The sequence below is a fragment of the Caballeronia sp. LjRoot31 genome (assembly GCF_964253885.1).
Classification (GTDB): Bacteria; Pseudomonadota; Gammaproteobacteria; order Burkholderiales; family Burkholderiaceae; genus Caballeronia.
Genome location: NZ_CAXURX020000001.1, coordinates 14881 through 26996 on the forward strand (window position 1 = coordinate 14881; position 12116 = coordinate 26996).

General features: G+C 59.9%; 12 protein-coding genes. 7 read left to right on the forward strand and 5 right to left on the reverse strand.

What is annotated here, in order from left to right; genetic code table 11:
• Positions 1–9 precede the first annotated feature (9 nt).
• Positions 10–1392: an ATP-dependent RNA helicase DbpA gene (gene dbpA, locus ACSQ8V_RS00050; protein ID WP_031361009.1), complete on the forward strand. Its 1383-nt coding sequence runs from the start codon at positions 10–12 to the stop codon at positions 1390–1392.
• Between the two features lie 213 nt (positions 1393–1605).
• The gene (locus ACSQ8V_RS00055) at positions 1606–3357 is read left to right on the forward strand and encodes a tetratricopeptide repeat protein (RefSeq protein ID WP_436204547.1); all 1752 of its coding nucleotides are present in this window, start codon (positions 1606–1608) and stop codon (positions 3355–3357) included.
• A gap of 166 nt (positions 3358–3523) precedes the next feature.
• On the opposite strand, the gene ACSQ8V_RS00060 is transcribed toward ACSQ8V_RS00055, so the two are convergent.
• The 3 genes from ACSQ8V_RS00060 to ACSQ8V_RS00070 form a co-directional block, all read right to left on the reverse strand.
• Positions 3524–4888 carry an MFS transporter gene (locus ACSQ8V_RS00060; protein ID WP_436204548.1) on the reverse strand — a complete coding sequence of 455 codons (1365 nt, stop codon included), beginning with the start codon at positions 4886–4888 and terminating at the stop codon, positions 3524–3526.
• 122 nt (positions 4889–5010) lie between these two features.
• The gene (locus ACSQ8V_RS00065) at positions 5011–5943 is read right to left on the reverse strand and encodes a 2-hydroxyacid dehydrogenase (protein ID WP_436204549.1); all 933 of its coding nucleotides are present in this window, start codon (positions 5941–5943) and stop codon (positions 5011–5013) included.
• A gap of 383 nt (positions 5944–6326) precedes the next feature.
• Positions 6327–6512: a hypothetical protein gene (locus tag ACSQ8V_RS00070; RefSeq protein ID WP_255631420.1), complete on the reverse strand. Its 186-nt coding sequence runs from the start codon at positions 6510–6512 to the stop codon at positions 6327–6329.
• A 266-nt stretch (positions 6513–6778) separates the two neighbouring features.
• Here ACSQ8V_RS00070 and ACSQ8V_RS00075 point away from each other — a divergent pair, with 266 nt between their 5' ends.
• Positions 6779–7099 (forward strand): DUF4148 domain-containing protein, encoded by a 321-nt coding sequence (locus ACSQ8V_RS00075; RefSeq protein ID WP_436204550.1) that lies wholly within the window; start codon positions 6779–6781, stop codon positions 7097–7099.
• Between the two features lie 315 nt (positions 7100–7414).
• On the forward strand, positions 7415–7585 hold the full coding sequence (locus ACSQ8V_RS00080; RefSeq protein WP_213765092.1) for a hypothetical protein: 171 nt from the start codon (positions 7415–7417) through the stop codon (positions 7583–7585).
• Between the two features lie 69 nt (positions 7586–7654).
• Here the strand turns inward: ACSQ8V_RS00080 and ACSQ8V_RS00085 are convergent, their stop codons facing one another.
• Positions 7655–8083, reverse strand: coding sequence for a hypothetical protein (locus tag ACSQ8V_RS00085; RefSeq protein ID WP_436204551.1), 429 nt, complete (start codon positions 8081–8083; stop codon positions 7655–7657).
• Between the two features lie 434 nt (positions 8084–8517).
• Here ACSQ8V_RS00085 and ACSQ8V_RS00090 point away from each other — a divergent pair, with 434 nt between their 5' ends.
• From ACSQ8V_RS00090 to ACSQ8V_RS00100, 3 genes are all read left to right on the forward strand, one after another.
• Positions 8518–8982, forward strand: coding sequence for a MarR family winged helix-turn-helix transcriptional regulator (locus tag ACSQ8V_RS00090; protein WP_213765094.1), 465 nt, complete (start codon positions 8518–8520; stop codon positions 8980–8982).
• A gap of 107 nt (positions 8983–9089) precedes the next feature.
• Positions 9090–9653, forward strand: a complete 564-nt coding sequence (locus tag ACSQ8V_RS00095; RefSeq protein ID WP_213765095.1) for an isochorismatase family protein — start codon at positions 9090–9092, stop codon at positions 9651–9653.
• A 40-nt stretch (positions 9654–9693) separates the two neighbouring features.
• Positions 9694–10959 carry an MFS transporter gene (locus ACSQ8V_RS00100; RefSeq protein WP_213765096.1) on the forward strand — a complete coding sequence of 422 codons (1266 nt, stop codon included), beginning with the start codon at positions 9694–9696 and terminating at the stop codon, positions 10957–10959.
• A 127-nt stretch (positions 10960–11086) separates the two neighbouring features.
• Here the strand turns inward: ACSQ8V_RS00100 and ACSQ8V_RS00105 are convergent, their stop codons facing one another.
• Positions 11087–12070 carry an Abi family protein gene (locus tag ACSQ8V_RS00105; RefSeq protein WP_436180510.1) on the reverse strand — a complete coding sequence of 328 codons (984 nt, stop codon included), beginning with the start codon at positions 12068–12070 and terminating at the stop codon, positions 11087–11089.
• Positions 12071–12116: the final 46 nt, after the last annotated feature.

Consider the following 12116-nt stretch of genomic DNA (forward strand, 5'->3'; position numbering starts at 1 on the left):
CATAAGCTCATGACCACCCCAACTTCATTTAGCGCCCTGCCGCTTTCGCCGGCGATGCTGGCGAACCTCGAACAACTCGGTTATCTGACGATGACCCCGATCCAGGCCGCCAGCCTGCCGATCGCGCTCGCAGGCCACGATCTCATCGCGCAGGCAAAGACGGGTAGCGGCAAGACCGCCGCGTTCGCGTTGCCGCTGCTCGCGAAAATCGATCCGCGGCTTTTCTCCGTGCAGGCGCTCGTGTTGTGCCCGACGCGCGAACTCGCCGATCAGGTGACGCAGGAGATTCGCCGCATCGCGCGCGCGGAGGACAACATCAAGATCCTGACGCTGTGCGGCGGCTCGCCCATGCGCCCGCAGATCGCGAGCCTTGAACATGGCTGCCATATTGCCGTGGGAACGCCCGGGCGGATCATGGATCATCTGGAGCGCGGCACGCTGCCGTTGACCGCGCTGAAAACGCTGGTCCTCGATGAAGCCGACCGCATGCTCGACATGGGTTTCTTCGACGACATCGTCGCGGTGGTCAAACAATGTCCGAAGGATCGTCAGACGCTGCTGTTCTCCGCGACGTATCCGGAAGGCATCGCGAAACTGAGCCAGCAATTCCTGCGCAAGCCGCAGGAAGTCAAACTCACCGAGCAGCACACGAATTCGAAGATCAAGCAGCGTTTCTACGAAGTCCACGACAACGAACGTCTCCATGCCGTGGGTCAGTTGCTCGATCACTATCAGCCGGTCAGTACGCTCGCGTTTTGCAACACAAAACAGCAATGCCGCGACTTGCTCGATGTTTTAGTCGCACAGGGTTTTAACGCGCTCGCGCTGCACGGTGAACTCGAACAACGCGAACGCGATCAGGTGCTCGTCCAGTTCGCCAATCGCAGTTGCTCGGTGCTGGTCGCGACCGACGTGGCCGCGCGCGGACTCGATATCACGCAACTGGAAGCGGTGATCAACGTCGATGTCACGCAAGATCCCGAGATCCATGTGCATCGAATTGGCCGCACCGGCCGCGCGGATCAGGAAGGCTGGGCGCTGAGCCTCGCGAGCATGAATGAAATGGCGCGCGTGAGCTCGATCGAACAGGCGCAGAAAAAGGAAGTGGAATGGCACAAGCTGAGCGAACTGACGCCGGCGACGCCGGGTCATCTTCAGCCGCCCATGGCCACGTTGCAGATCCTCGGCGGCCGCAAGGAAAAGATTCGTCCCGGCGACGTACTGGGCGCGCTGACCGGTGACGCGGGTTTCGAAGGCTCGCAGATCGGCAAGATCAATGTGACGGACATGGTCACTTACGTGGCGGTCGCGCGGGATATTGCGGACCAGGCGGTGAAGAAGTTATCGGCGGGGAAGGTGAAGGGCAAGAAGGTAAAGGTGCGACGCATTTAAGCGCATTGACATTGGCGCACCGGGCCTGCAATTCGCACTCGTGAATCAATGAAACCAGTCAGGGCGGATATGCGTATGCATTCATATCCGCCCGCCAATCCGCGAAACGCATAACTTCAAATGAAGAAACAAGGGATAGGAGCAATCTGATAGCTGGACGGGAAGGCAGCGCTTAGCATCGAGAGGTTATCCACTTTGATGAATACGCCCGCCATGAATCAACTTTCCGGACCACTCGCCGTCGCTTTAGATCTCCATCAGGCAGGCCGTATGGCCGAAGCGGAAAGTGGTTATCGCGCGATTCTCAAGGAACATCCCGATCACGTCGAAGCATTGCATTACCTCGGTGTGTTGCTGCATCAACGCGGCGACAACGAAGACGCCGCGACGTTGCTGGATCGCGCGCTTGGCCTTGCCCCCGATGTGTCCGCGTGCTGGAGCAATCGCGGGCTGGTGGCGGTGGCGTTAGGCGATCTTCCCCATGCTGTGGAGTGTCACGAGCGCGCCCTCGCTATCGACCCGGCGTTCGTCAACGCGCGTAACAACCTTGGCACAGCGCTGCAAAAGCAAGGCCGCTTCGACGAATCCATCAAACAGTACGAGATGTTGCTCGCGCAAGATCCCGATCTAATCGACGCCCGTTTGAACCTCGGCTCGACGCTCGCTTCCGCGAAGCGCTACGACCAAGCGCTGGCGGTCTATCGCGAGACGCTTGCACGGAGCCCGGGCAACTTCTACGCGCATTTCGGCGAAGGCAACGCGCTGCGCGAACTGAAACAATTCGACGAAGCTGTCGCCAGTTTGCATCGAGCACTGGCGCTCAGGCCGGACCACTTCGAGGCGCACGTGAATCTCGGCACGACGCTCGGGCTTTCCGGGAAATTCGTGGAGGCGGAGGCGCAGTATCGCCGGGCGTTGACCTTGCGCGACGATCCGCAGATTCACGTTTGCGTCGGAGCGGCTATCGGCTCGCAAGGTCGTTTCGAGGAGGAGGAACCGCATTATCGGCACGCACTGACACTCGTCCCCGATCACGCCGACGCGCTGCACAATCTCGCGTTGCTGCAGTTAAGGCGCGGCAGGTTCAAGGAAGGCTGGGCGCTGCACGAAGTGCGCTGGCGCTCGAGCAAGTACAAGCCGATGAACGTTCCCGGGGTGCCGGAATGGCGCGGGGAGTCACTGCAAGGCAAGACACTGCTGGTCGCCGGCGAGCAGGGGCACGGCGACATGATCCAGTTCGCGCGTTATTTGCCGGTGCTTGAAGGGATGGGTGCGACCGTCGATGTATGGGTGCCGGCGAACATCGTGGAACTGGTCCAGAGCGTGCGCGGCGTGCGGCGGGCGCTGCCCATTTGTCCGACGAAGGAATACGACTATTGGACGCCATCGATGAGCGTGCCGCATCGCGTGGCCCATCTCGTTCCTGGCGTCCTCGCCGACACGCCTTATATGAGCGTCAGCGCCGAGCGGATCGGCTCGTGGCCGGCGCGTGTGAACAAACTGGCGGGCGCGCGCAGGAAGATTGGCATCGTGTGGGCGGGCAGTCCGACGTTCGGCAACGATCAATTCCGTTCGATGCCGTTCGCCGCGTGGTCACCGTTCGCGGAGGTGGCGAACACCGAGTGGTTTTCGCTGCAGAAGGGCGCGGCGCGCGACCAGCTCGCGCAACCCGGTTGCGCGTTGAAACCCCACGATCTGACGGACGACATCCACGATTTCGCCGATACCGCCGCGCTGATCGAACAGCTCGATCTGGTGATGACGGTAGATACGTCGGTGGCCCATCTGGCTGGTGCGCTCGGCAAGCCCGTGTGGGTGTTCCTGCCGGCGAATTACGATTGGCGCTGGATGCTCGATCGCGACGACAGCCCGTGGTATCCAGGCATGCGTTTGTTCAAGCAGACTACGCTGGGCGACTGGACTGAGCCGGTGGCGCGGGCGAAAGCGGCGCTGATGGCGGGGTGAATGTTTTTGCGCTCGCAAGATGCGGCGGACGGTCACCCGATCTGCAACTGCTTCTCGCGTGCGCCTACGGCATGTGATGCAGCAGAGCGCCGCGTCGTCCGGCTGGCTCGGCGATTCGCGCTAGTGCGTCTTGCGCTGCGCGACGCCGCCATAGCGTAATCGCGGCTTACTTCTCCGCTGTCTGCATCGCTTCGCTGGGTTTATCGCGGGTAATCAGCCGCAAACCGCTTGCAATACTCGCCGCGCCTGCGAATCCCGCGCCAATTGCCAGCGCCAGTGTCGGCCCATGATGCCCGGCAATGCCAAAGCTCAGTGCGACCAGCGCCGCGCCGGTCGCCTGGCCGATCAGCCGAGCGGTTGCCACCACGCCGCTTGCGCCGCCGCTGCGCTCGCGCGGCGCGCTCGCCATGAGCGCCTTCAGATTGGGCGACTGGAAAAATCCAAAACCCGCGCCGCATATGCCCATGCGAATACAGATATCGAGTGCATGGGGATGAGCCGGCAGCAACGCCAGCGACGCCATGCCCGCGCACATGATTGCGAGGCCGACGCCGCCCAGCAGCCCCGGTTGGTATCGATCGGATAAACGTCCGGCGACCGGCGCCAGCAAGGCCACCATCACCGACCACGGCGTCATCAGGAAGCCAGTCTCTACCTGGCTGCGCCCAAGCACGCTTTCGAAATAAAACGGCAGCGACACGAACGCCAGCCCTTGCGCGGCGAACGAACACACGGCGGTTGCCGTCGATAACGCGAACATCGGCCGCTTGAAGAGATCGACGGGGAGCATCGGCGCCGGATGACCGCGTTCCCGACGCAGCATCAATCCGCCCGCCACGACCGTCACCGCGAGCGCGATCAGCACGATATGCGTGGGCGCTTGCTGAGCCGCTTCGCCAAGCGCGAAGACCAGCGCGGCGAACGTGATCACGTTCAGTCCGGCCGCCACGCGGTCGAAGCCGTGCGTGGCGCGCGGCGTTTGCGGCAACGCCGTCCAGCCGATGGCCAACGCCACCAGCCCAATCGGCAGGTTTACCGCGAAGAGCCACGGCCAGGGCCCGAGCGAGAGCACGATCGACGCGACCGTCGGCCCGACCGCGAACGATATCCCCACCACCAGCGCGTTTAGCCCGAACCCGCGTCCGAGCCGGTGATGCGGATAGATTGCTCCGATCAGCGCCGTGTTCACGCTCATCACCGCGCTTCCGCCAATGCCCTGCAACAGCCGCGCCGCGGTGAGCGACGGCAGCGACCACGACAGCGCGCAGGTCAGCGACCCCACGAGAAACAGGATCAGGCCGCCCAGATAGATTTTCCTATGCCCGACGATACCGCCCAGCGCCGCGAACGGCAGCAGTGTGGCGACCATCGCGAGCTGATACGCGTTGATGATCCAGACGGACGCGGCCGGCGTTGCGTGGAGATCGGCGGCGATGGCGGGAAGCGCGGTATTCGCGATGGCGGTATCGAGCGTGGCGAGCGAAACGGCGAGCAGCATGGCCGCCATGCCGCGACGCTGGAGCGCGGTCATGGGACCGTCGGCAGGAAGAGGGGTCTGGTCTGACACAGTTTTTTAGGATTGGACGTGATCGGCAATAGTCCGACACGATACGGGATCGCGACGAAGCTCGCCGAGCACCCCCGCAGGAGCTTTCAAACAGGTGTCAGTACCGCCTCGCCGGCGAAGTGCCGCGTGGCGTTATCGACGAACATCTGGACCGACGCCGCTACCGCCTCCGGTGAGCGCCCGCCCACGTGCGGCGTCAGCACGACACGCTCGGAGCCTGTCAGCAACGCGGGCGGGGTGGGCTCGCCTTCGTAGACATCGAGTCCCGCGCCGGCTATCACGCTGCGTTCGAGCGCGTCCGCCAGAGCGGCGGTATCCACAACACTGCCGCGCGCTACGTTCACCACGTAGCCTTTTGAGCCGAGTGCGGCGAGCACGCTGGCGTCGATCAGATGTTTCGTCGATGCGCCGCCCGGCGTGGCGACCACGAGGTAATCGGCCCATTCGGCCAGCGCGATCACTGAGTCGAAGTACGTATACGCCGAGTCCGGTTGCGGCCGGCGATTGTGATAACCGATCTCGATATCGAAGCCTTGCGCTCTTTTAGCCACCTTCCTGCCGATATTGCCCAAGCCGATCACGCCTAGTTTCTTGCCCGAGAAGTTCGGCTGGAACGGGAGGTCGTCGCGCCAGGCGCCCGCACGGCACGCGCGGTCGAGCACGGGGATTTGGCGAACCACCCCGAGAAGCAGCGCGAAGGCGTGATCGGCGACGCAATCGTCGTTGGTCCCCGCGCCGATCACCACGACGATGCCGCGCGCCTGCGCCGCATCGCGCGCGATGTTTTCGTAACCCGCGCCCAATGCGCCGATCAGCTCGAGGTTCGGCAGTTTCGCGATGGACGCCGCGTCGATGCCGATGGTGCCGTTTGTCAGGACAGCGCGGATTTCGTCGGCGTGGTCGGTGAGGGCTCGATCGATCGCGGATTGATCGAGCGCTGTAATGACGTTGAAGGCGTTGGCGACGGTGATTTGGTTTTCGGGTCGAAGTGGAACCAGGACGAGGACGGTGAGGAGCATGGGCGCGAGGGGTTGAAGGAGCGAAGGGCCAAGTTTCGCATTTTTTTGAGATGGCGGTGGGACGCCCTTCGCACGTTCAAAAACGTCGAGACACGTTAGAACTTCGGCCAATCGTCTGCTTCTATGGTGCTTTCGATGGCTGAAACTGCGATTCGGTCACGGCAACTTGATGACGGTTTTCGCGTTCACCTGGTTCGTAGTTCTAACGTTTTATATGTCGTTTAAGAAGCTGCAAGCGGAGTATCGTATCCGGCTTGGGAATAGCGGCTTCATGACATCCGCGACGACAGCCCCTGTACGAACTTCTTACGTACCGCGACGCGCGTTGGCCATCCTCGCTGGCAATGACCGGATCGCTCGCGGTAAGCCTACCTCCAAACAGATCACCTTCCCCGCCAACAGCAGCCTCCACCACCAAACCCGATCCCTACGCCAACTGTCGGCGCCGCGTAATACCCCGGTGCGTATGCGTATCCATATCCCGGCGCCGGGGCGTACCCATAAGGCGGCGCGACGATGCATCCTGAAAGGCCGATCGCGAGTCCTACGACAAGAAAGAGCCTGATCATGATTTTTCTCCCTATTGGACATTAGAGAGATCGAACCGGGCGATTGTTCGGGTGGAATTGTGTCGTGCGTCGCGAGTTGGTTTCGGAAAATTACAGGCAGCGCCGAGTCGGGTATCCGCCCTCAAATGTTCATAGGGTTTACACCTAAAACAACAATAATGTCTTGCGCCCATCGCGCTTAATTTTCAGAAACGGCGTGCCTACACTGGAATCACAGAACGCGAACAGGGTTGTTCGCGACAAACAAAGATTCGGAGGTAAGTATCATGAAGTCGCTCATTCAAGCCGTTGTAGTTGCCGCAGTGCTCGCCGTCCCGGCCGTTTCGTTTGCTCAGTCGAATCAACAACCGTTGACGCGCGCCGAAGTGAAGGCGCAATTGGTCCAGATTGAGAAAGCCGGCTATAACCCGGCAACATCGAACGATTACGACTACCCAGCCAACATTCAAGCTGCAGAAGCACGCGTCGCGGCCCAAAATAGCGGTAGCAGCAGCTATGGTGGCGTGGCTAATGGTTCGTCGGATTCCGGGGCCGCTGTGCAATCCTCATCCGGCGAGAACGTGCGCTCGATATATATGGGTCATTAATCATATTAATCATCACGCGGTATGACAAGACGCCGGCGACTAAGCGAATGTGAGTCGCCAGGCAACGCGGTCCCGGGCGAGCAGGATGTTTGCGCCACAGACCTTTAAAAGGCTGAATCCGCAGCTTCTTCAACGGGTTTAATCGCGGTGGAATAGCCCAGCTTCGCTGTCTGGGCTTTTTTGCGTTTTTCGACGGTACATAAAAAGGCAGCTTCCGAACGTGCAACAAAGACAGCGCTTGCACGCGGCAAGATTCGCATTTCAAAATGTGTGACCTAAAATATAAGCAAGCTGTGACGCATCAAGGAGGCGGCCATGACTGAGTCGATGATCGGTTTTGTGGTGGGCCTTGCGGTCCTGATAGTTATTGCTGCCATATTGGGCCGCCGGTACCGACGCGAGCACCCGGAGGATGGCAGCGGACGGCTACGTATGCGTGAGTGGCTCGATACGCATCACATGAGCTGGATGCACCATAAGCATTAATGCGTCGCTAAAAAGCAAAAAGCCCACTCGCAACTTGCAGTGGGCAAAGAAGACGTGAGCGACGAAACTTCATGGCGCAGGGGTGGAAGCGCACGGAGTAATCGCGTGGCTCGTTCCCAGTTCAGTTTCGACAGGTGACTTCACTGCTCGCGGATGTCTTCGTCCGTCAACCTCCGCTTTTCCATATTCGATAGCAAACCGACAGGCGTCGGCCGCTTCGGGGAAGTGGCCGAGTACGCCCGATGCCCAACGCGCGCCGTTTGGTTTGGTGACAATGACCATCGACGCAAAACTGCCGCGCTCGCCGGCTGCAAGGGGCACCAAAACATGATCGTTATAGTTGAGTGGAATGGCGTGCATTCGGCCTCCTCGGTAAACGAGATTTTTGATTGGTGATTTTCCCGTGCCGAAGTAAATATGGTTGTTAGTAATTGAAAAAAACAGAAACAACGCGTGCAAAAAGGCCGGAATGCGCTGGGTAGGGCCTGTGAACCTCAAACTTTCGACTCGGACGGGTCTTTGCACGCCCCAAAATACAATACATAGGGGAACAATTCCGCTTCAGTAATCCTCCATTAGCGACCATAAAACCGGTAGGGTTTTCGGGAAGATTTTTACGGTGAGAAATAAGGATTGCGCCAACTTTGACAGGTGCATTGTTATTGGTGGGTCGGTTTAGCGCCGCCGAATCTTCTGCTGTCGTTTCATAGATCATCGACAGGATGCGTATTGGCGCCATCGGACCATTCACGCCATTTACCATCGCCGAGCATGTAACGCCACGCTACCCGCATCCGGATCGCTTGATCCGCAGACGACTGCCATTCGCTCATATCTTCATGCTGCCCATGTTCCGCTCCCGGTTGACGTCTACCGATTCATATACAAAGTTTAACTTTGTAGTTTGACTTGGTATCTGCTAACGTACGGTCATGAACACGAACGAGAAAACCCAACACACGGATCCGGAAGTCGCGCATGCGCACGCTGTTGCGGGGGAATTGCGCGTGGTGCTTGGCAAGCTGAAGCGGCGGTTGCGCGAAGAAGCCAATCTGGGGGAGTTCACTTTGTCCCAGATGTCAGCCCTTAGCCGTCTGGAGCGCGAGGGTCCCGCGACCGTAACCACGCTTGCGCGCGCCGAAGGTGTGCGCCCGCAATCCATGGGCGCCACCGTGTCTGCCCTCGAGGCGGCCGGGTTTGTGACCGGCACGCCGGATCCGGCCGATGGACGTCAGACCATTTTGTCCCTCACTGATGCATGCCGCGAGTGGATCAAGGCGAGCCGTGCGGCCCGGGAAGACTGGTTGTTCCGTGCGATCCGAACCAAGCTGACGTCTGCGGAACAAGAAGAGCTCGTCACCACTGTGGCGCTGCTCAACCGGCTCGTCGATTCCTGATTGACCCTAGCTCGCGTGGCAGAAGTCGTGCCATCGGCTCTCACCTATCCCCTTTGCCGCGCCTCAATCCGGGCGCGTCGCAGTCCAACTCGCAGGAAGGAAACACCATGGCAATCACCACGCTCGACCCGAAGACGGCTCTTGTAGTCATCGATTTGCAGAAGGGCATTGTTGCGCTTCCCACCGTGCATCCCGTCAATGAAGTCGTGAAGCACGCAAGCGACTTGCTTGACGCGTTCCGTAGCCGCGGATTGCCCGTCGTGCTCGTCAACGTTGCCGGCGGCGCGCCGGGCCGGTCGGAGCAGGCTCGCAGCCTTGCCGGACTGCCCGCCGATTGGGCCGATCTTGTCCCCGAGTTGAAGCAACAGCCGGAAGATCATATCGTCACGAAGCGGACGTGGGGTGCGTTCACGAATACCGGTCTCGATGAACATCTGAAGAAGCTGGGTGTCACGCAAGTCGTTATTGCCGGGGTGGCGACCAGCATTGGTGTCGAGTCGACCGCACGTTATGCGCACGAGCACGGGTTCAATGTGACGCTCGCCGTCGATGCGATGACCGACATGAACGCCGATGCCCACACCAACAGCATCACGCGGATCTTCCCAAGGCTGGGCGAGACCGGTACGAGCAAGGAGATCATCGAACTGCTCGGCAGCACCCGCGCGTGAGCTCTTTCAGCGCGGAGATAGCCGCCTCGGGAGCGGTCCGGTGAAAGGCACCTTCCGCTCGCTGAACAGCTTCAACTATCGGGTCTGGGCCGGTGGTGCGATCGTCTCCAATATCGGAACGTGGATGCAGCGCACGGCCCAGGATTGGCTCGTGCTCACGCAGCTGACCCGCCACAATGGGACCGCGGTCGGTGTAGTCATGGCGCTCCAGTTTGGTCCGCATCTTCTCTTGCTGCCTTTTACCGGTTTTGCGGCCGATCATCTCGATCGCCGCAAACTCCTGATCGGCACTCAGGCGGCTTTGGGAACCCTCGCGCTTGGGCTGGGTATTCTCACCGTCGCTGGATGGGTCCAGTTGTGGCACGTGTATGTGTTTGCGTTTTTGCTCGGCTGCGTCAGTGCGTTCGATGCCCCCGCGCGTCAGACCTTCGTCTCCGAGCTGGTCGGTGAAACCGATCTGTCGAACGCAGTCGCGTTGAACTCCACGTCGTTCAATGCCGCGCGGATGATCGGCCCTGCCATTGCCGGTGTGCTGATTGCATCGGTGGGGACCGGGTGGGTGTTCCTGATCAACGCGGCATCGTTTGTCGCGGTGCTTTGCTCGCTGGGGTTTCTTCGGGTTGGTGAATTTCACGTGAGCAAGCGGGCCGTCCGTGCGCGGGGGAGCCTGGCAGAAGGGTTTCGTTATGTCTGGAAGCGGCCGGATCTGAAAGCGGTGCTGCTCATGCTGTTTCTGATCGGTACGTTCGGGCTCAATTTCCCGATTTTCATCTCCACGATGTCCGTCACCGTCTTTCATGCCGGAGCGAGTCAATACGGGCTCTTGTCGTCGATCATGGCGATCGGGACGGTCGCGGGCGCGCTGCTCGCCGCGAGGCGGGCGAAGCCGCGTATTGGTGTGTTGTTCGCCAGTACCGCGGTCTTCGGGGCCGGCTGTGTGCTGGCGGCGATCGCGCCGAGCTATGGGTTCTTTGGTCTTGCGCTCGTGGTCATTGGCGTGTCCGCGCAAACCATCACCACGACGACAAACAGCACGATGCAGCTATCCACCGAGCCCGCCATGCGCGGACGTGTGATGGCGATCTTTTTGGCGATTGCGTTGGGCGGCACGCCTTTGGGCGCGCCGGTTGTAGGTTGGGTCGCCGATACGTTCGGCCCGCGTTGGGCACTTGGCGTTGCCGCGGCGGCGGGTTTTGCGGCGGCGATGGTCGGGGTACGGTATTTGGTGAAGTATCGGCAGTTGCGAGTGTTTATCGATGCAGGGAGGCTGCGGTTTAGTATCGATGATGGGGATGCGGTGGTTTGAGGGAGGGCTTCGATGCGCGAGCGGTATACGGCAATGTCTAGCTCGTTTCATCACGCTCGAGGAGCGACGCCGGTGATTGACTCGGCGCCGTTGGTCATCGATAGCTGGACTCTCGCGAGTGCGCCGGTTAATTCCAGAGAGCGAGGTCACGCCATGATTCCGGAAACCCCATTGCGTCTAAAGTGGCAACCCCTTCGACCCTCGGGAATTCTTCGATGAGCGTTACAAAAGCTTGCTTCCACGTAGAGTCAAAACCCATCGCGATCAAAAGGAATTGAATAATCGCGAAGGCTCCGTACACGTGTTGGCGCAAGAACAAGTTGCGTTCTCCGGAGAGATGCTCGAGCAAAGGAACTTCATTTCTGGCTGGTGGTTTGGGGCTGTCAACCATGCTGCGGTTCCATAAGCGGCTGTGGTGTGCACAAATATTGCGCAAGTGACTAATCGTGCGAAGCCAGCTTGCCACCAGAACGTGGCGAGGTATCCCTAACTCCGAAGCAATTAACTGCTTATCTTTGTCTCTTAAGCCAGCAAAGTAGTGCGACAGCAAGCCGAAGTCCCAAACTTCAATCGACACCCACAGCGGGATGGGCGGGTCGTAAGTGGTTTTGAAATGCTGAATGAAATCTTCGCGGGAGCGAGCGACCAACTTGTCGTGTTGCTGTACCCACGTCGCGAAATTTGACGGTCTCCGCGCTTCGCCGACTTTTTCGGCAGGGGTAGCGCAAAACTTCTGATTGACCAAATCTGAGTTTAGATGCGCGCAAGGATCGAGGCCGCCCATGTGGTAAGCAACTTTCGCTCTCAGCGCGACCTCCAATTTCTCCACGGCGCCCATCGCAAGGAGTCGTAGCGCTTGGTCAAACTTGTACAGTTTCGAAATGTGCGAGAAAGAGGTGCCCTCGACAAAGTTAGATTCGCGCTTGGGTTGCGAGCCCATGTTCGGAGGCAGGACGCGGAACGGATAGAAGTAGCCGCTGAGGCGGTAGTAGCCGAGCTTTTCTATGTGCCACAAAGCACTATCTTCGTCGTCGACAATAAGGCCGCGTGCCTTGATCTGTTCTAGCTGCGCGCGATAGGTGAGGTGAGGCTTCGTGTACGGGGTGGTCATTTTTGTTGCCGTTTCGCCGCCCTTTTGTCGCCCCGTTAACGAGAAA